This window comes from Acidovorax sp. NPDC077693, from assembly GCF_044542805.1.
Lineage (GTDB): Bacteria > Pseudomonadota > Gammaproteobacteria > Burkholderiales > Burkholderiaceae_C > Acidovorax.
On the sequence record NZ_JBITVD010000008.1, the window covers coordinates 14,029 to 32,917 of the forward strand.

The window sequence follows — 18,889 nt, forward strand, 5'->3', positions numbered from 1 at the left end:
ACGGAGACAAATACATGCGCCCATTGAACTTCCGCCTCTTGCGATCCTGCACCAAGCCCCTGCTCATCAGCACCTTGCTTTTGGCAGGCGCGGTATTCGCCAACACATTTCCGCAAAAGGCCGTGCGCATCGTGGTGCCGTTTTCGCCTGGAGGCGGCACGGACCTGATCGCGCGCACGCTGGGCCAGGAGATGTCCAAAGACCTCGGTCAGCCGGTCATCATCGAAAACAAGCCCGGCGCGGGCACGGTCATCGGCACTGACGCCGTGGCGAAGACCGCGCCTGACGGATACACGCTGGTCATGGCGAGCTTCGCGCACGCCGTCAACCCCAGCCTGCAGCCCAAGCTGCCTTTCGCCAACGACAAGGCGTTTGCGCCGGTCATTCTGGTCGGCCGCGGCCCTAACGTTCTGGTGGTGCGGCCTGCGAGCCCGTTCAAGACGGTGCAGGACATTCTGGCCGCTGCCAAGGCCAGCCCGGGCAAGCTGACCTACGCCTCGCAAGGTGCGGGCACGTCGGCCCATCTGGCCGGTGAAATGTTCGACAACCTGGCCAAGGTGAAGACCGTGCACATCCCCTACCGGGGCGCGGGTCCTGCAATGACCGATTTGATGGGGGGGCAGGTCGACATCTTCTTCGGTACGGCTGCCGCCGTCGCTCCTTTCGTGGAACGTGGCCAACTGCGTGCCATCGCTGTGACCAGCGCCCAGCCCTCCCCTGCTTTCAAGGGCATTCCCATCATTGCAGAGAGCGTTCCGGGCTACGCGGTGGAAAGCTGGTACGGCCTGTACGCACCTGCAGGCACGTCCAAAGACGTCATCGCCCGCCTGAACGCCGCTGCGCGCAAGGCGGCCCGCGCGCCGGACTTCACGCGCAAGGTCGAGCAAGAGGGCCTTGCCGTGAGCGCTGGCGATCCTGCTGAACTCGACACCTACGTGCGTGGCGAAGAAGCACGCTGGGCTCGCATCGTCAAAGAAAACGGCATCAAAGCCGACTGAATCACCACATCGAGGAGAACTGCCAATGAGCTTCGCTCTGATCCACCTGGAGGTCGCAGACGGCATCGCGACCATCACCCTCAACCGCCCCGACAAGCGCAACGCCATGAGCGATGCCATGCGCAGCGAGTTCGTCGAAGCGCTGGAACTTGTCTCTGCCGACAAGGCGATCAAAGCCTTGGTGCTGACCGGGGCCGGTAAGGGTTTTTGCGCTGGAGGAGACATTGCCGGCATGGAAAAGCGCATGAGCGCACCGGCCGGAGACGTGGGCTTCAACGGCTGGCATCGCCAGCAACGTGTGCATCACACCCAGGCTTTGCTGCACACCATGCCCAAGCCGGTGATTGCCGCCGTCAACGGCGCGGCATCGGGGCTGGGCGCCGACACCGCGCTGGCTTGCGACTTCATCATCGCGAGCGAATGGGCCAGTTTCACTTGGTCGTACATCCACCGCGGGATCATTCCAGATGGCGGCGGCATGTACTTCCTGCCACGCCGTGTGGGGCTGCCCAAGGCGAAAGAACTGATCTTCACAGGTCGGCCGGTCAAGGTGGACGAAGCGCTGGCGCTGGGCATCGTGGATCGCCAGACCTCGGCCGACTCGCTGCTGGCCGATGCAAAGGCCTGGGCTGCCGAGTTGAGCCAGGGTTCGGCCACTGCGCTGGCGCTGACCAAGACCATCCTCAACCAGAGCTTCGAGATGTCCGCGCAGCAGGTCTTTGCTCAGGGCAGCCAAGCCCAGGGTATCTGCTACACGAGCACGGAGCACCGCGAATCGGTGATGGCGTTTCTCGCCAAATCCGCTGTTGCGACAGCCGCCAAGGATGAAGCACCATGAACGCAATTTCTCGCTTGCTCAATCCGCGCAGCGTGGCAGTGATCGGCGCTTCGGCCGATGCCAGCAAGACCGCGGGCCGCCCGGTCTCCTACCTCGTCAAGCATGGCTTCGCGGGCGACATCTACCCGGTGAACCCCAAGGCCGACCGAATCGGCGACCTGCCGTGCTACAGCGACGTCGCCTCTCTTCCTTCAGTGCCTGACGTGGCCATTGTCTTGCTGGGCGCCGAGCGCGCTCATCTGGCGGTACGAGACCTGTCTGCCCGCGGCTGCGCGGCGGCCATCGTATTGGCCAGCGGCTACACCGAGACTGGCGAGGACGGCGCACGCCGCCAACAGCAACTGGTAGAGGCAGCCGGGAGCATGCGCATCCTGGGCCCCAACACCATCGGCCTCGTGAACCTGACGGACAGCATTGTGCTGTCGGCCACCGGAGCGCTCGAAATGGAGCACTTCCCCGTTGGCGGTATCGGCGTGGTATCGCAAAGCGGCGGCATCCTGGGCGCACTGTTGTCGCGCGCTGCGGCCCGGGGTATCGGCCTGTCCAAGCTCATATCCACCAGCAACGAGGTGGATCTTGAACTCGCGGATTTCATCGACCACCTCGCCGACGACGACGCCACCAAGGTGATCGCGCTGTATGTGGAAACCGTGCGCAATCCCGCCAAGTTCCGCAACGCCTGCTTGAAGGCAGCGCGCAACGGAAAACCGGTGGTGGCTTTCAAGATTGGCCGCTCCGAGGCCGGCGCGCAAGCGGCGGTTTCGCACACCGGCGCCCTGGCCGGGGCCGACCGCATGTACGACGCACTGTTCCAGCAGATCGGGGTGATCCGTGCGCAGACGTTCTCAGACCTGCTGGACATTCCCGCAGCGCTGGCCACAGGCCGCAAACTGCACGGCAAGCGGGTGGCTATTCTCACCTCCACCGGCGGCGCAGGCACACTGGTATCGGACGACCTCGGCATGGCGGGCTTTGACACGCCCGCACCGGATGCTGCCACCGCGCAGGCGCTGCGCGCCCTGCAGACCGGAGACCACGCGGTGATGGACCGCAACCCCATCGACGTAACGCTGGCAGGCCTGAAGCCAGACCTGCTGCGCGGTGCCATCAATGTGTTGCTCAAGAGCCCGAGCTATGACGCGCTGACCATCATCGTCGGCTCCTCCAGCCTCGCCATGCCCGAGCTGCTGGTGGGAGCCATCCAGGACTGCCTCCCAAACTCTGACAAGCCTGTCATTGCGTACGTCAGCCCGCATGCTCCCGAAGTCGGCGCATTGCTGACGAAGCGTGGCGTACCGGCATTTGCGGCGGCCGAGAGTTGCACTGCGGCGCTGCAGGCGATGTTCAAGGTGGCGCAGCTCAAGCCGCAACTCGACGCCGTCGTTCCCCCCCAGGCCATCGTGGTGGACGATCTGCCCAACGGGTCGCTCGACGAATACCAGGCCAAGCAGCTGTTTACACGCTTCGGCATACCCTGCGCGGGAGAGCGCATTGTGGCAACGCCAGCCGAAGCACAGGTTGCGGCACGCGAAATGGGTGGCCGCGTGGTGCTGAAGATTCTCTCCGCCGAGATCACCCACAAGAGCGATGTGGGTGGCGTGGCGGTCAACCTGACGGCCGACACGGTGGGCGAGCGCCTGTCTGCCATGGCAGCCGAAGTGCAGACCAAGGCCGGCGTGCGGCCCGATCGCTTCCTCGTCCAGGAAATGGTCGGCGGCGGAACAGAACTGATCCTGGGCATGCACCGGGACTCTCTGGGCACAGCCATCCTGCTGGGTATGGGGGGCGTGACAGCGGAACTCTTCAAAGACACGGCCATGCGGCTGCTGCCACCGGGCAGTGGTCTATCGCGGGACGACGCCCTGTCGATGGCGCAGCAACTCAAGACATGGCCTCTGCTGGACGGCTTTCGCGGCAGGCCCAAAGCCGATGTGGATGCACTCGTATCAGCCATCGTGGCCTTCTCTCTGATGGCTGCGCAATTGGGCGACCGGCTGCTGGAAGCGGAGATCAACCCGGTGTTCGTACTGCCGCAAGGCCAAGGTGTCCGGGCAGCCGACGGTGTCGTGGTGCTGGCCTGATGAGCGCTTTTTCTACAGACCAGGTGCGTCTGGAGCGCGACGGTGACGTGGGCGTGATCTGGATCGACAACCCCCCGATCAACGCCGGCTCGGCGGCCGTACGTGCGGGCCTCATGCGCGCAGTCGCTGAAGTGGCATCCGACGACCATCTGACCGCTGCTGTTTTGATCGGAGCGGGCACTACATTCATCGCCGGCTCTGACCTGCGCGAGTTCGGTCAACCGCTGGTCGATCCGCAGCTTCCCGCCGTGATCGCTGCCATCGAAGCCTGTCACAAGCCCTTCGTCGCCGCGCTGCATGGTGCTGCGCTGGGAGGTGGGTTCGAGCTTGCACTCGGCTGCGACGCTCGCTTGGCGGCACGGGGCACGGTCGTGGGCCTGCCCGAAGTCACGCTGGGCATCATCCCCGGAGCGGGTGGAACGCAAAGGCTGCCTCGCCTGGTCGGCATACCTCGCGCCATATCGATGATCTGCGCTGGGGAGTGGATCCAAAGCGCCGCAGTGCTCGACTCTGGACTGGTCGATGCCTTGACCGATGGCGATCTGCTGGAAGCGGCGGTGGCGCTTGCACGAAGCTTGGCGGGCACCAAGCAACGGCTGCGGGACCGCGTCGTACCGGCGGCTCCACCGCACGCGGTGGCGGACGCTGCGGCCGCGGCCCTGAAGGCAGGCAAAGCACGGCCGGCAGTCATCGCCGCCATCGCAGCCGTGAAGGCAGCGGCCGAGCCGGACTTCGACGTGGCTCTTGCCAGTGAGCGCGCGGCATTTGAGCAACTTCGGCTGTCGCCAGAGGCTGCGGCGCTGCGCCATCAGTTTTTCGCAGAACGAGAAAGCGCAAAGCATTCGACACTGGCGCACATCGCCCCCCGCGCCGTGCGCTGCGCAGCGGTCATTGGCGCCGGCACCATGGGCACAGGCATCGCCATCGCCGTGCTGGATGCAGGCCTTGATGTGTTGCTGCTGGAGCACGATGGCATGGCACTGGAGCGTGGCCGCACCCGCATCTCCGACCACTACTCGGGGCGCGTGAAGGCTGGCAAGTTGGAACCCGCGCTCGCACAGGATCGCCAAAGCAGGCTTCGCGCAACGCTGGACTGGGATGGCCTCTCTGCTGCAGATCTGGTGATCGAGGCAGTATTTGAAAGCCTGGACGTCAAGCGCCAGGTCTTTGCGCGCATCGATGCACTGGCCCGCCCCGGTGCCGTGCTGGCCAGCAACACGTCCTACCTGGACCTGGATGCCATCGCCCGCGCGACCACCCGGCCTCAGGATGTCATCGGGCTGCACTTCTTCAGTCCTGCCAACGTGATGCGACTGGTGGAAGTCGTACGGGGAAAGGCCTCGTCGCCAGACGCCTTGGCCACCGGGCTGGCGTTCGCCCGCAAGCTCCGCAAGTTGCCACTGTTGACAGGCAATGCTTTCGGATTCGTCGGCAATCGGCTTTACGCCGCATATCGGCGCCAGTGTGAGTTCCTGATCGAAGAAGGCGCCTGGCCCGAACAGGTGGATGCGGCCTTGCAAAGCTTTGGCTTTGCGATGGGCCCCTTCGCCGTGGCCGACCTGTCGGGCCTCGACATCGCTTGGCGAATGCGACAAGCCCAGGCCGCCACACGCGGTCTTGCAGGGCGCTATGTGGACATTGCCGACCGGCTGTGCGAGGCTGGCCGATGGGGTCGCAAGACAGGCGCAGGCTACTACCGCTACCCCGACGGCCGAACACCAGAGGTGGACGGTGCCACGCAGGCGCTGATCGCAGCCGCTCGCGCCGACAAGGGCATCGTGGCACGCGCCATCAGCGACGAAGAGATCCAGCGCCGCGCGTTGTTGGCGCTCGTCAATGAGGCGCTGTTGTTGCTCACCGACGGCATCGCAGCCCATGCCACGGATATCGATGTCGCGCTGGTCAACGGCTATGGCTTCCCACGCTGGGAAGGCGGGCCGGTGTTCTGGTCGCGGATGCGCGGCAAGGACGCCCTCGCGAAGGATCTCGACATGCTTGCGGACTGCAGCGGGCCAGGCTTCGTGCGCGGAGACATTCACCAATTATTCCAATGAGACAGTCCCCATGACCTTTCATGCCTATATCTGCGACGCAATTCGCACTCCTTTTGGACGCTACGGCGGCAGCTTGTCAACCATGCGCGCGGACGACCTGGGCGCCGTGCCCTTGCGCGCTCTGATGGCGCGCAATCCGACACTCGACTGGGACGCCGTCAACGACATCGTCTACGGCTGTGCCAACCAGGCCGGTGAGGACAACCGAAACGTCGCGCGCATGTCCGCACTGCTGGCCGGCCTTCCTGTCAGCCTGCCGGGCAGCACCGTGAACCGGCTGTGCGGCTCGGGCCTTGACGCGCTGGGCACGGCGGCGCGCGCCATCAAGTCTGGAGAGGCGCACCTGATGCTGGCCGGTGGTGTGGAGAGCATGAGCCGCGCACCCTTCGTGATGGCCAAGGCCGAGGCAGCTTTCTCGCGCGCCGCCCAGATCGAGGACACGACGATTGGATGGCGCTTCGTCAATCCACGCATGAGGGTCTTGCACGGTGTGGACAGCATGCCTCTAACGGCAGAGAACGTCGCTGCCGACTTCGGCATCTCCCGGCTGGACCAGGATCGCATGGCACTGGCGTCTCAACGCAAGGCTGTCGCTGCGCAGCAGCGCGGGTTCTTCGACGCGGAAATCGTGCCGGTCGCGGTACCTCAAAAGAAAGGCGAGCCCTTTGTCGTGGCGCGCGATGAGCGTCCGCGCGAGACCAGCGCGGAGGCGCTTGCCAAACTGAAAGGGGTCGTGCGTGCGGACGGCACCGTCACGGCGGGCAATGCATCTGGTGTCAATGACGGCGCCTGTGCTCTGCTGCTGGCCAGTGAAGACGGTGCTGCGCGGCATGGCCTCAGCCCACGCGCCCGCGTGGTGGCGATGGCCACGGCCGGCGTGCCTCCCCGGATCATGGGCATGGGCCCCGCACCTGCCACGCGCAAGGTCTTGGAGCTGGCCGGTTTGACGCTGGCGAAGATGGATGTGATCGAGCTCAACGAAGCATTTGCGGCGCAGGGCCTGGCCGTGCTGCGCGATCTCGGTCTGGACGATGACGACCCTCGCGTCAATCCCAATGGCGGAGCCATCGCCTTGGGCCATCCGCTGGGTGCATCCGGGGCGCGGCTTGCCACCACGGCGGTGAACCAGCTGCACGCCAGTGGCGGCCGCTATGCCTTGGCCACCATGTGCATCGGCGTCGGCCAGGGCATCGCCGTGGTACTGGAGCGCGTATGAACCGCGGAATGACGAATCGTCGCGCCCTATTGGCTGGTGCTGCTTGTGCCCTTGTGGCGCCCTGGGCATCAGCGCAAGCGTTCCCCAGCAAACCCCTGCGGCTCATCGTGCCCTTCCCTGCAGGCGGGGGTACGGACGCCATGGCAAGAGCACTCGGTGACGCGCTGTCTCGCGACCTGGGCCAGTCCGTGATCGTCGACAACAGGTCCGGCGCGGGCACCGTGATCGGCAATGACGCTTTGGCCAAGAGTGCGCCAGATGGGCACAGCTTGCTGCTCAATACCAGTGCGATCGCCATCGTGCCCAGCCTTCACCCCAAACTGCCCTACCCTGCGGACACGGCCTTCGCGCCGGTCATGCTGCTGGGCCGCGCGCCCAACGTAGCCGTCGTGCGCATGGACAGTCCCATGAAGTCCGCCGCAGACTTCATCGCGCAGGCCCGAGCCCATCCTGGAAAGATGGCCTATGGCTCGGCCGGCAACGGGACCTCCACGCACCTGGCGGCAGAACTGCTCAAAAGCACGGCCAAACTGTTCGTCACCCATGTGCCGTACCGTGGCGCGGCACCGGTCATCAACGATGTGGTGGCCGGACAGATCGACCTGGCTTTCGGCACCCTGCCCAGCGTGGCCCCGATGCTCACCAGCGGCAAGTTGCGGGCGTTGGCAGTCACAAGTGCCAAGCGCTCCCCGCTGCTTCCGGATGTGCCCACCTTTGCCGAGTCGGGCGTGACCGGCTACGAAGCAGATGTCTGGTACGGGGTGTTCGTGCCGGGCGCAACGCCTGCAGGTATCGTTGATCAACTGTATGCCGCCGTCCAGCGTGCGGCCCAGACCGATTCATTCCAGCGCCGTGCTGCGGCGGAGGGCCTGGTGCTGACCATGGACCGCCCCCAGGAGACTGCCCGCATCGTGCGTGCCGAAGAGTCCAAGTGGCGGCGTGTAATCCAGGCCCAATCCATCAAAATCGAATGAGTGAAATGCCTGTGCCTGCACAGAACGATGAGCAAGCGGCCGACGAGCAACTCGCTGCATTGAGGCGTTTGACGCAACGCCACGTTGTTCACAGCCACGGTGGTCGCGTCGTATGGCGGATGCTGGGTGCCGGTCGACCCCTGGTCATGCTGCACGGCGGCCACGGCAGCTGGCTGCATTGGGCACGCAATATCGAGGCCCTGGCTGCGCAACGAAGCGTCTGGGTACCCGACATGCCCGGCTACGGCGAGTCGGATGCTCCGGCCGACGCCACACTGGCATCCTTGCTACAGCGCCTCGGCGGCAGCCTTGACAGGTTGTTAGGCCCCCAGACTCCGATTGACCTTGCCGGCTTTTCGTTTGGTGGCCTGGTGGCTGCCCATCTGGCCGCGGTTCGGTCCGGCGTAGATCGCCTGGCTTTGCTCGGTGCCGCGGGCCATGGCGGCGCTCGGCGCCCATCCGCCCCCTTGATCGCATGGCGCGACGTGGTGGGCGATGCTGCTGCGCTCAGGCATGTGATGCGCCACAACCTGCTGGCCCACATGCTTCATGAACCGGACAACGTTGACGCGCTGGCATTGCGCATCCACACCGATGCCTGCCTGCACACGCGCTTTCGCAGCAAGAGCATTTCGCGCGCCGGCGGTCTCCAGGCTTTGCTAGGAAGGGTTCGAGGAACCGTGAGGATGGCCTGGGGCGCGCACGACTCCACGGCCACACCTGAGGTGCTGGCCCCCGAACTTGCAGCCTGCCATCCAAACGTCGGATGTGTGATCGTGCCAAGCGCGGGTCACTGGGTGCAATACGAATCAGCGCCTGCAGTCAACGCGATGCTGCGCGACTGGCTGGCATGAAATCCAACCTCTGAAAGAACATATCACCATGCATGTCACCGAAGTGTTCGGCCGCTACGCCGAAGAATACCGACAGTCAGTCCTCGACGACGATGTCATCCACCACGCCAAGCGGGCTGTCATCGATTGGTACGCATCTCTGTTTCCAGGATTGGCGGCCGATCCGCTGACGCAGCTGGAGCAGGTGCTGGCCGACGACCTGGACCATGGCCGCTCGCGCCTGGGAAACGGCCGCAGCGCTACGGCCCGGGCTGCCGCGCTGTACAACGGTACGGCGGCACACGCCGCCGAAGTGGACGACAGTTTTCGCGACGCCATGTACCACCCGGGCGCCGCCACCATTGCGGCGGCCCTCGCGGCCAGCCAGGATGTGAACGCCAGTGGCTTGGCTTTTCTGCGCTCACTGGTGCTGGGCTACGAGGTGTCGACGCGCATCGGCGTGGTGATGGGCCGCCCTCACTACCGGTTCTGGCACAACACCGGCACGATCGGCAGCTTTGGCGCCGCGGCTGCCGCTGGTGGCGCACTCGGGCTGGGGGCACAACCCTTCGCTCATGCACTCGCCACCGCCGCCACGTTTGCCGCGGGCCTCCAACAGGCGTTTCGCATGGACTCCATGTCCAAACCGCTGCATGCCGGGCGGGCGGCCGAAGCGGGCCTGCTGGCCGCGCAGCTGGCCGCCAAGGGCGTGACAGGCTCTCTGGACGTGCTCGACGGCGAGGCCGGACTGGGCCGCGCCATGAGCAATGGGCCGGACTGGTCGCAGGTCGGTGACGGTCTCGGCAGCGATTTCCACATCAAGCGCCTGACGTTCAAGAATCACATCGGGTGCGGCCATACTTTCGCGGCCATTGACGCGGCACTGGCACTGAGAGAGCAGCACAGCCTGCAGGTGCAGGACATTGCGCACGTCCAGATCGACACCTACAAGCCTGCGCTGGACATCGCATGCTACGAACGCCCCAGCACCGCAAATGAAGCGCGTTTCAGCCTGAGATATGTGGTGGCAACCGCCTTGGCACGCGGCAGTGTTCGGTTGGCCGCCTACGAACCGCAGCAGCTCGAGCACCAGCAAACACGCGATCTCATGACGCGCATCGAAGCCCGTGTTGACCCTGACATCGACGCTGCATTTCCTGGGCAACGCGCCGCACGCGTCGAGATCACGACCTGCAGCGGCGACAAGTTGGTGCACTTGCAGCCCAACCGCAAGGGTGACCCGGAGCTGCCGCTGTCCGACACAGAACTGGAGAGCAAGTTAATCGAACTGGCATCTCCGGTGATCGGCGGGCAGCGGGCTGCGCAACTGCTGCAGCGGATCTGGAGCCTCGAACAAGCCTTGGACCTGCGAGGTTTGAACTGAGTCCGTTTTCGATCCTGGCCTATCGGATCATGGGCTGACAATCTGCCGAATGGGCGGCATGCAACCACAAAAGCTACCATTGGCGTATGAATACATTTTCCAACGCCTTTCGCGCTGAAGTCGTCCGCATGGCGCGCAAGGAGCTCAAGCCCGAGCTGCAAGGGATGCGCAAGGCGATCACCAGCCATCGCTCCGAGATCGCGGCCTTGAAGCGGGATGTGAAGAACCTCACCTCGCAACTCAAGGCTGCGCAACGCCAGACCCAGGCTGCGGCAGCGGCTGAGCCGTCCAATTCTGTCAAGGCCCAGAAACAGGCCGCCAGCGACACGTTCGAGTTTGCGCCCGAGATGCTCGCACGGATGCGCCAGGCGCTGGGCGCGACTCAGCTCCAAATGGCAGCGCTGTTGGCCGTCAGCCCGCTGTCGTATTCCAGATGGGAAAAGGGCCAAACCCAGCCCCGTACAAAGCAGCTTGCGAAGATCGAGGACGTCGTGAGGATGGGGCTGGTCAAGGCAGGAAAGAAGATGCACCGGGCAGCAGCGAAGGCCTGAGTTCAGAGCCGCGGTGCGCTGAGGATCAACCCTCTCGCCCGGCGTACGCGCTGGATCCACATTGCAGTTACGTTTTCAGCAGATGAAGGATCTGCGCAAGAGACTGCTTTTTAACCCCCAGGCACTGGGCCTCAGATTTTCAAAGCCATCAATGCTTGGAGGCGTTGTCGATTGATCGACCAATTGACGACCTGGGGTTCCATCTTGATGAACTCCATACGCGCGATTTTTCGGCGCTGCCGTGGTGGGCGCCAACAAGAAGGCCGTCCTTGGCCACGTGGACAAATCGCGCGTGATCGCCACGCTCACCAGGACACTGTGACAAGCGCTGGGCTTGCGAGCATGGCTTGGCTCAGGGCTTGCACTGGCGGAGTGCCCCCCCGAGAAGCACCGGCTGTGGCGGCGCGAACGCCCTGCTCTCTTGGGTCGTCACAACGGCTACCCTGGCGCCCATTGCGAACGATGGTGCCGCAGCAGCTCCAGCATCCCATGACACCGGCCCCGCGCTTATGCCAGACATAAACGCGGGGCACTTTCTTTGCTGCACGCGGTCTGCCATCATTCGCCACAATGACGGGAGGGAGTTGCAGGTTCCTGGTGTGCGGGTGATCCGCAGACTGTCCGCACACCAGGCGGCTTGCTTCCTTGCACCTTCACTTCGCGTTATCTACCATGCCCATCGACCCAGACGCACAACGAGAACTTCAAGCCCTGATCCGCGGCGGCTTTGAGGACCGACATCGCATCATCGAAATCCTGACCGAAGAGATGTATGAACCTGGCGAACTCGACGCCGCCGAGGTCGAACACGCATTGGACGCGGCGATTCGGGCGCACGAGGAGTCCAAAATTGATTGGCCTGCAATCACAGACTGCGATCGGCTGGACGCAACATTTGATGCGCTCGGCCAGCGCGGCATCATCGCGCTACAGAATGCAGGCTACACGCAAAGCGATGGCTATGACGACGTGATCAGCGAGCACCAGGAAGCTGCGGACCCGGACCGTTTTTTCGGCTACTGCTTCTTTCACGGACAGGACTTGGCGCGCGCAATCGAGGGCGGCGGGCTCTTTCTGGCCTTCGGGCCACTGGACGCCAGCAAGGAAGACATCGAAGGTCCGCGTGTTGGCGAACTGGTGGCTGAGGAGCTGCGCCGTGCAGGGTTTGAAGTGCGGTGGAATGGGTCGTTCCAGCAGCGCATTCATGTGCCAGCCTTCGACTGGAAAAGGCGCTGACGCCCCCATCCGCAACCGCGTCAGGCAGTCTCCCAGCCGTGCAGCAGTGGGCGACCTCGTACGGGGTGAGGGCCTGGAAGGCCTCGAGAGTGGTTCATCGAGACATCACGGCGTAACGCCACGCTCATGCGACCAGGCAAGTGCCGGCATGGCTTTGGGAATGTCTGCGGGACGTGCAACCTCGCCAGCAATGGTATTTGACATACGTAGCGTATGCGAAATAACATACGCCACGTATGTCTAGAGATTCATTGCCCAAACCCCAACGCCGCACCAGAGCCGACATGGCCGAAGAGACCCGGGCCAAACTGATGGCTACCGCACGGCGGGCGTTTGCCGAGCAGGGCTACGCGCAGACGTCGATGGACGACTTCACCAGCGAGGCCGGCCTGACGCGTGGCGCGCTCTACCACCACTTTGGCAGCAAGCAGGGTCTGCTCGTCGCGGTCATCGAGCAGATCGAAGCCGAGGTCGGCCTGCGTCTGGACGCTGTGTCTGCGGCAGCGCCCAATCTGTGGGAGGGCTTTCGCAGCCGGTGCCGCACCTACCTGGAGCTGGCGCTGGAGCCGGAGATCCGCCGGGTCATCCTGCAGGATGCGCGCGCGGTGTTCGGGGACGTGCCGCAAGCCGCGCAGTCCGTGGGAATCTCCGCGTTGCAGATAGCCCTGCAGCGGATGGTTGACGAGCAAACGATCAGGCCACTCCACGCCGGTGCGATGGCCCGCATGCTCTACGGCGTTGTCACCGAGGCATCGTTCTGGATCGCTGAACCGGATGGCGATCAGCCCGAGCGCCTGGCCCAAGCGCTCGCCGGGCTGGACCGCCTGCTGAGCGGATTGCTTGCCTGACTGGGCCGCGAACCGCCTCCCCCTTCTCCTGTTTTTCTTGATCAGCCGGAATCATCCCTATGCAGTGGCACAACTCCGCCGCCCGCTTCGGCGCGCTCGCCAAGCTCTTTCATTGGACCAGCGCAGCCGCATTCATCGGTGCCTACCTCGTCGTCTATTACGTGATCTGGTTCATGGACGACTCCACCCCCGAAGCACTGCCGGTGCTCAACGTCCATTGGGCGCTGGGCCTGCTGGTGGGATTTGTCACGCTGCCGCGCTTGCTGTGGCGCCTGTGGGACGTGCAGCCGCAGCAGCCTCCAGGGACAACCCTGGAGCATGTGCTGGCCTACACAGCGCACGCCGGCCTGTATGCCCTGCTGATCGCCATGCCCTTGACCGGCTACATCGGCACCGGCGCTCCCACCGACCTGGGCCTGTTTTCGGTGCCAGGTTTCAACGAGACGCAACTGTTCAGCTGGATCAGCCAAACCTGGGGTGCGGACTGGGATACGTTCGAGGCGCCGGTTGATGCCCTGCATCACTTTCTCGGGAAATTCGTGGCCTGGGTAGTGGTGGCGCTGCATGTGGCGGCAGCACTGATCCACCACTTGGTACGGCGGGACGACGTCCTTACGCGCATGCTGCCTTTCAAGGGCTGAGGCGCCAGGCGCTTAACAACACCAACCATCTTGGGGCATGCACTGCGGGTTGCGTTTCCCGCCGTGTGATGACGTGGCCCGTAGTCATCACCAGCTCCGTGGCTCCGGCTCGGGCGAGAATTTTCGATCACAGGAGAAGGCGCAGAGCGACCTGCTTCAATCGGCCTGCCTCGCACGCCCCAGGCCACCACCACCGCACTGATTCATCCGCGCCAGCACTGCGCTACAGCTACGCAGGGCGGTCGGTTGTCAAACCATAAGCAATCGCTTCGATGCTAATTGGCAACGGTATGGCTAGTAGAAATGATAGCCCTCTCATTCCTGATGGTGGCACTGCGGCGCCGCGTGCGTAGAGTTGCCGCGATGTCGCCGCTCACGACTCACCTACGTCAACAACCCCAGTCGGAATGCGACCGCAATTGCCTGGGAGCGGTTTTTCACGTCCAGCTTCTCCATGACATTCTTGATGTGGAACACCACGGTAGGCTCTGCAATGGACATGATCTGCCCGATCTCGGCGGATGTCTTGCCCAGGGCGACCCAGCTGAGGCACTGGGACTCCTGCGCCGACATGGGGGGTCTGCCTGCGAGTGCTGCCTCCGTGGCGATCAACCCCCTGTGCGCAAAATGAGCGCAGCTGGCAAGCACCTTTCCCGCCGCCAGCAGTTGTTGCTGCTCCCGAGGGTCCGAAATGGGCTGGTCGCGGGCCAGGCTGACCATGGTTTTGACACCCCGTGCCTCGTGCACCGGCACGCTGAGTCCGAAGCCCAGGCCGTGCGAGCGAGCTTCTTCGAAGAAGTGAAGCGTCCCGGACTGGGCAAAAAAGTCTTCGGACCACACAATCGCGTCGGTGGACGTCCGGCAATGATGCACGGTGGGATCGAGCGCGGCATACTGCCGCTCGGCGTAAAGACGTTGCCATCCGGGCGGGTACCCGCTCGCAATCTTGTATACAGGGGCCCCGTTATCGTCGAACCACTGCGTGCCCACCATGAATCGCTCAAAACCGATCTCGCGAGAAATTGTCTCCATGGCCGAAAAAAACGCTTGATCAGTCGACGCGTCAAATATCTTCGACATCAGGTCGAACGAACCGGGCATTGAAACGCCTGTCGACATTGGATACTCCACCTCTCAGTTGGTAACAACTCCATGATAGGCGTCAGCAGAGCAAACCACGACTACTATGTGCGCATACCGGTGGGTGAAATTCATCGCATCGGCCTCGAGCACCACTCCACCGAGACCAGCTGCGCCATGGCGCGAAGCGGGTTCACAGAGTGGATTGCGCGCTGTGACAGCGCTTTGGTGGTGGTGAGCTGGGATTGGACACGGCTGGACGACGGGTCGATCGTGCATCCTCACCCGCGCATCGTCCTGTCCAACCTCATGCTGTTGAATGACCATGCTTTTGACCAGGGAATCGACCGGACCGAGGCAGAGCTGCTGCTGCTGCTCGACCGGATCGACTGGAAGTCCGCAGTGTCCAGCACCTGCGAACGGGTGATGCGCGGTCTCAGTGGCTGCGCTGAGCTTGGATGGCCGAGAGTGTGATGTGATCGATTTCAATGATCAGCGCCACTGCCGACGCAACTCCGATGCGGATGGAAGGACCCATCCTGTGCACGTTCAGCCCTTGGTGGCGGAGCATTCTTTCCATGACGGGGGTGGTCACCGTCACGTACCGGGCGATGTTGTTCTCGATCGCATGCTGGGCGGTCTGGCGCATCAACGCCATCGGCATCTCACCGAAGGTGGCGTTCGCAGTCCCCACGCGGTCGGTCGCTACCGCGAACCGGCTCAGTTCCCAGCAGTCGTCACTCGCGGGTGCCGCCTGACCATGAAGCAGCTCCGGAAAGCTGTCCTTGAGCATGTAGGAGCCTGTCGTGGGAAGCAGTCTCCAGCAGGCGTCCACCGACCCGTTGGGATGTTTGGCCAGAACGTAGGCCACATCGGGCAGATCATCGAAATGGTCTCTCTCCATTCCGTCCTGCGCCTTCACGTCCCAACCGAGCCTTTCGTGGAAAACAGCATACCGAAGCTGGAACATCGCTCGCAGGTCGCCGTGGTCGATGTGCGCGGGTGTGAAAATTTGGATGTCGTAGTTCATCTGGCTTTTGCGGAAGTGGTCCGAAAAGCTATTGAACCCAGCAGCGCACGCCGTAGAAACTGTCAGAAGAGGTAGCTTGCGCCCTCCTTCAACTTGAGGCTGCGAAGCCTGCTGTTCGTCGACAATCGCGATTTGCCGTTCGCTGTTTCGACCATGTTCTCCATCCACCTGCCCCGCCGCGCCACCGCCTACTTCGCCCCCTTTCTCACCATCCTCGCGCTGCTTTGGCTCGCAGCCTTGGCGCCCGTTCACGCAGCACCGGCCATCAGCTACAGCAAGGATGGGGTGAGCTTCGAGCACCCCGAGGGATGGAAGGTCACCGAGGACGTGGTCGCGCAGGATGAAAGCCGCTTGCGCAGCATCGACATCGAGGGGCCCGACGAAGCCGTCGTGACCTTGATGTTCAGCCCACTGCTGGCCGGCCAGGACATCGAGAAATTTGCAGCGACTGCAGCCCGCAATCGCGAGGATGCGGCGCGGGACAATACCGCCCAGAAGGTAAAAATGGGCCCTGCGACCACCGCACCCATTGCCCGCCCAGTGGGCGGCAAGGACACCAAGGGTGTGTCCCAACGCTTCGTGGTCAGCCTGCTCGGCCAGGACCTGCCCCACGAGGCGCGTTTCTTCAAGGCGACGCTGGGCGGAACCACCGTCATCATCATGACCCAGGTGGCCGACGAAAACGCCCGGGCTGCCGAGCCCGGCTTTGCGATGGCGCTCGGTACGTTGCGCTACAGCGGCAGCAAGCGCTGAGTCGCCACAGCGCACGGCGCGCGATACAGGCTGTGTGAACGCGTGGACTTCGGTGGTCTTGCGGGCGCTGAAAAGACGATGACGATGACGGTGACGACGGCGCGGCTCCCGCATCGCTCAGCAGGCGCCCGCCCCTAACCTGAACCTTCCCCCCGCGAGGCTTTCCATCGCTCCAGCAGTTCAAAGATGCCCATGCCCGCCAGCATCGCGATCGCAAAGATGATGGCCTTGGCCTGCCCCATTCCCACCGCCACCATCGCCGGCCCTGGGCAAAACCCTGCAACGCCCCAGCCCACGCCAAACAGCAGGCTTCCGCCGATCAGGCGGCGATCAATGCTGCGAGTCTGAGGCAACTTCATCTGTGCACCCAGGAAGGACTCCCTGCGGCGCTTGGCGACGGAGAAGGCCACGAGGCCGATACTGATGGCCCCGGCCATCACCAACGCGAGCGACGGGTCCCAGGGGCCGGCCAAATCCAGAAAGCCGAGCACCTTGGCCGGATCGGCCATGCCGGAGACGATCAAGCCGACGCCAAACACCAGGCCAGCCACGAAAGCGGTGAACACTTTCATCTGAATGCCTCAGGTCCCGACGATGTGCCGGGCAACGACCACGGTCGCGAACCCCGCGCCCATGAAGATTGCGGCGGCGGCCAGCGACCGCAGCGACAGGCGGGAGAGCCCGCACACGCCGTGGCCGCTGGTGCAGCCAGAGCCGTAGCGCGTACCCACCCCCACCAGAATGCCGGCCATCACCAGTGCGCCAGTCCCCACATCGATCTGGGGCTGGGGCAAGTCCAGGCACAAGGCATACATCAGTGGCGCCACGAGCAAGCCTGCGACAAAAGCCGCGCGCCAGGCCACCTCCCCTTTGACGGGCTGAAGCAAACCCCCCAGGATTCCGCTGATACCGGCTACGCGCCCATTCAGCAGCACCAGGATGCCTGCAGCGATGCCGATCATCACACCGCCCGCCAGCGACGACCACGGGGTGAACGCGTTCCAGTCGATGGTCATGGGTCAGTCTTTCGGGCAGTAAAGGCGATAGAGCACCGCCAGGATTTCAAGGAGCGCAGCGTCGGCCACGCTGTAGTAGATGTTCTTGCCCTGGCGGCGCGTGTTGACCACGCCTTCGGTGCGCAGCACGCCCAGTTGCTGTGACAGCGTGGGCTGGCGGATGCCCAGGGCTTCCTCCAGTTCGCTCACGCACATCTCGCCTTGGGAAAGCTGACACAACAAAAGCAGCCGATCCTCATTGGCCAGGACCTTGAGGGTTGCGACCGCCTGGCCAGCAGCACTTCGCAATGCCTCGGGGTCCAGGGTCAAAGACTTGGGTGCCATGCGCTTGATTTTTCAACTTGCAAACAATATATTGAATTATATAATCAATGTCAACATATTGAAACGGATCCCGCATGAGCCGCATCTCCATCCAGGCCTTCTTCGACAAAGAGACTGGCACCGTCTCGTACGTGTTGACGGACGTGGCGAGTCGGCGCGCTGCCGTGATTGATCCCGTGCTGGACTTCGACTTCAAGTCGGGCCGCACCAGCACAAGGTCGGCCGACGCTCTGCTCGACCATCTGCAGGCGAACGCCATCACCGTCGATTGGATTCTGGAAACGCATGCCCACGCCGACCACCTTTCCGGCGCGCGGTACATCCAGCAGCAGGTGGGCGGCAAGATCGCCATCGGAGAGCGGATTCGCGAGGTGCAGTCCACGTTCAAGAAGCTCTACAACCTGGGGCCTTCATTCCTGCCCGACGGCACACAGTTCGACCATCTGTTCACGGATGGCGAGGTCTTTCATGTCGGGCAGATTCAAGTCACTGCCCTGCTGGTGCCGGGCCACACGCCTGCGGATTTGGCGTACGCCATCGACGGCGCGGTTTTCACGGGCGACACGCTGTTCATGCCCGACATCGGTACAGCGCGGGCAGACTTTCCCGGAGGCGATGCGCGCACGCTGTACCGGTCTGTTCAGCGCCTGCTGAGGCTGCCGCCCGACACCCGGGTACTCGTCTGCCACGACTATCCGCCAGAGGGACGCGAGGCGGCATGGGAAACCACGGTGGCGCAGCAGCGCGCCACGAACATCCACGTGCGCGATGGCATCAGCGAAGATGAATTCGTGGCCTTGCGAACCGCCCGCGATGCCACTCTGGACGTGCCTGCGCTCATCCTGCCGTCCATGCAGGTCAATATCCGGGCCGGCCTGCTGCCTCCGGCGGAAGACAATGGGGTCGCTTATCTGCGCATCCCGCTCAATGCCCTGCCGGAGGCACAGCCGCAGCGGTGATCGTGATGCTGGTCTGTACGTTCTGCGCAAGACACTGCCTGACTCCTGCGGGCAGCACTGCGCAGTGCTCTCG

At 63.7% G+C, this 18,889-nt stretch carries 20 protein-coding genes; 15 read left to right on the forward strand and 5 right to left on the reverse strand.

Annotated features, from left to right (window positions below; translation table 11 throughout):
- Positions 1–14: 14 nt before the first annotated feature.
- The 12 genes from ACIGHN_RS12455 (at position 15) to ACIGHN_RS12510 (ending at position 13,654) form a co-directional block, all read left to right on the forward strand.
- Positions 15–998 (forward strand): tripartite tricarboxylate transporter substrate binding protein, encoded by a 984-nt coding sequence (locus tag ACIGHN_RS12455; RefSeq protein ID WP_396504602.1) that lies wholly within the window; start codon positions 15–17, stop codon positions 996–998.
- Between the two features lie 25 nt (positions 999–1,023).
- Complete coding sequence (locus ACIGHN_RS12460) at positions 1,024–1,836, forward strand: enoyl-CoA hydratase/isomerase family protein (protein WP_396504817.1); 813 nt, start codon at positions 1,024–1,026, stop codon at positions 1,834–1,836.
- Positions 1,833–3,917, forward strand: coding sequence for an acetate--CoA ligase family protein (locus ACIGHN_RS12465; RefSeq protein ID WP_396504603.1), 2,085 nt, complete (start codon positions 1,833–1,835; stop codon positions 3,915–3,917). Before ACIGHN_RS12460 ends, ACIGHN_RS12465 begins: the two co-directional genes overlap by 4 nt.
- Positions 3,917–5,971 (forward strand): 3-hydroxyacyl-CoA dehydrogenase NAD-binding domain-containing protein, encoded by a 2,055-nt coding sequence (locus ACIGHN_RS12470; RefSeq protein ID WP_396504604.1) that lies wholly within the window; start codon positions 3,917–3,919, stop codon positions 5,969–5,971. The genes ACIGHN_RS12465 and ACIGHN_RS12470 overlap by 1 nt, the downstream gene beginning before the upstream one ends.
- Before the next feature lie 10 nt (positions 5,972–5,981).
- Positions 5,982–7,187: a 3-oxoadipyl-CoA thiolase gene (pcaF, locus tag ACIGHN_RS12475; RefSeq protein WP_396504605.1), complete on the forward strand. Its 1,206-nt coding sequence runs from the start codon at positions 5,982–5,984 to the stop codon at positions 7,185–7,187.
- Positions 7,188–7,327: 140 nt separating this feature from the next.
- The gene (locus tag ACIGHN_RS12480; RefSeq protein WP_396504606.1) at positions 7,328–8,161 is read left to right on the forward strand and encodes a tripartite tricarboxylate transporter substrate binding protein; all 834 of its coding nucleotides are present in this window, start codon (positions 7,328–7,330) and stop codon (positions 8,159–8,161) included.
- On the forward strand, positions 8,158–9,015 hold the full coding sequence (locus tag ACIGHN_RS12485; RefSeq protein WP_396504607.1) for an alpha/beta fold hydrolase: 858 nt from the start codon (positions 8,158–8,160) through the stop codon (positions 9,013–9,015). Before ACIGHN_RS12480 ends, ACIGHN_RS12485 begins: the two co-directional genes overlap by 4 nt.
- Before the next feature lie 28 nt (positions 9,016–9,043).
- Positions 9,044–10,378, forward strand: a complete 1,335-nt coding sequence (locus tag ACIGHN_RS12490; RefSeq protein ID WP_396504608.1) for an MmgE/PrpD family protein — start codon at positions 9,044–9,046, stop codon at positions 10,376–10,378.
- 86 nt (positions 10,379–10,464) lie between these two features.
- On the forward strand, positions 10,465–10,929 hold the full coding sequence (locus ACIGHN_RS12495) for a helix-turn-helix domain-containing protein (protein ID WP_396504609.1): 465 nt from the start codon (positions 10,465–10,467) through the stop codon (positions 10,927–10,929).
- A 672-nt stretch (positions 10,930–11,601) separates the two neighbouring features.
- Positions 11,602–12,165 carry a DUF6891 domain-containing protein gene (locus tag ACIGHN_RS12500; protein WP_396504610.1) on the forward strand — a complete coding sequence of 188 codons (564 nt, stop codon included), beginning with the start codon at positions 11,602–11,604 and terminating at the stop codon, positions 12,163–12,165.
- Positions 12,166–12,449: 284 nt separating this feature from the next.
- On the forward strand, positions 12,450–13,013 hold the full coding sequence (locus tag ACIGHN_RS12505; RefSeq protein WP_396504611.1) for a TetR/AcrR family transcriptional regulator: 564 nt from the start codon (positions 12,450–12,452) through the stop codon (positions 13,011–13,013).
- A 59-nt stretch (positions 13,014–13,072) separates the two neighbouring features.
- Positions 13,073–13,654 (forward strand): cytochrome b, encoded by a 582-nt coding sequence (locus tag ACIGHN_RS12510; protein WP_396504612.1) that lies wholly within the window; start codon positions 13,073–13,075, stop codon positions 13,652–13,654.
- Between the two features lie 384 nt (positions 13,655–14,038).
- Here ACIGHN_RS12510 and ACIGHN_RS12515 read toward each other — a convergent pair whose 3' ends face one another.
- The gene (locus ACIGHN_RS12515) at positions 14,039–14,773 is read right to left on the reverse strand and encodes a LuxR family transcriptional regulator (RefSeq protein ID WP_082486142.1); all 735 of its coding nucleotides are present in this window, start codon (positions 14,771–14,773) and stop codon (positions 14,039–14,041) included.
- A 33-nt stretch (positions 14,774–14,806) separates the two neighbouring features.
- On the opposite strand from ACIGHN_RS12515, the gene ACIGHN_RS12520 reads away from it, so the two are divergent.
- A complete protein-coding gene (locus tag ACIGHN_RS12520) occupies positions 14,807–15,208 on the forward strand; it encodes a DUF4902 domain-containing protein (RefSeq protein WP_396504613.1) in 402 nt (133 codons plus the stop codon).
- Here ACIGHN_RS12520 and ACIGHN_RS12525 read toward each other — a convergent pair.
- Positions 15,171–15,764, reverse strand: coding sequence for an acyl-homoserine-lactone synthase (locus ACIGHN_RS12525; RefSeq protein WP_396504614.1), 594 nt, complete (start codon positions 15,762–15,764; stop codon positions 15,171–15,173). The two genes, ACIGHN_RS12520 and ACIGHN_RS12525, sit on opposite strands and share 38 nt — an antisense overlap.
- 153 nt (positions 15,765–15,917) lie before the next feature.
- Here ACIGHN_RS12525 and ACIGHN_RS12530 point away from each other — a divergent pair, with 153 nt between their 5' ends.
- Positions 15,918–16,517, forward strand: a complete 600-nt coding sequence (locus tag ACIGHN_RS12530; protein ID WP_396504615.1) for a hypothetical protein — start codon at positions 15,918–15,920, stop codon at positions 16,515–16,517.
- A gap of 134 nt (positions 16,518–16,651) precedes the next feature.
- On the opposite strand, the gene ACIGHN_RS12535 is transcribed toward ACIGHN_RS12530, so the two are convergent.
- Genes ACIGHN_RS12535 through ACIGHN_RS12545 form a run of 3 tightly spaced genes read right to left on the reverse strand, consistent with a single transcriptional unit; the run spans position 16,652 to position 17,857 of the window.
- Complete coding sequence (locus ACIGHN_RS12535; protein ID WP_396504616.1) at positions 16,652–17,089, reverse strand: DUF6691 family protein; 438 nt, start codon at positions 17,087–17,089, stop codon at positions 16,652–16,654.
- A gap of 9 nt (positions 17,090–17,098) precedes the next feature.
- Positions 17,099–17,533, reverse strand: coding sequence for a YeeE/YedE family protein (locus tag ACIGHN_RS12540; RefSeq protein ID WP_396504617.1), 435 nt, complete (start codon positions 17,531–17,533; stop codon positions 17,099–17,101).
- 3 nt (positions 17,534–17,536) lie between these two features.
- Positions 17,537–17,857 (reverse strand): ArsR/SmtB family transcription factor, encoded by a 321-nt coding sequence (locus ACIGHN_RS12545; protein WP_396504618.1) that lies wholly within the window; start codon positions 17,855–17,857, stop codon positions 17,537–17,539.
- Between the two features lie 74 nt (positions 17,858–17,931).
- On the opposite strand from ACIGHN_RS12545, the gene ACIGHN_RS12550 reads away from it, so the two are divergent.
- Complete coding sequence (locus ACIGHN_RS12550) at positions 17,932–18,816, forward strand: MBL fold metallo-hydrolase (protein WP_396504619.1); 885 nt, start codon at positions 17,932–17,934, stop codon at positions 18,814–18,816.
- The last annotated feature ends 73 nt before the right edge of the window (positions 18,817–18,889 follow it).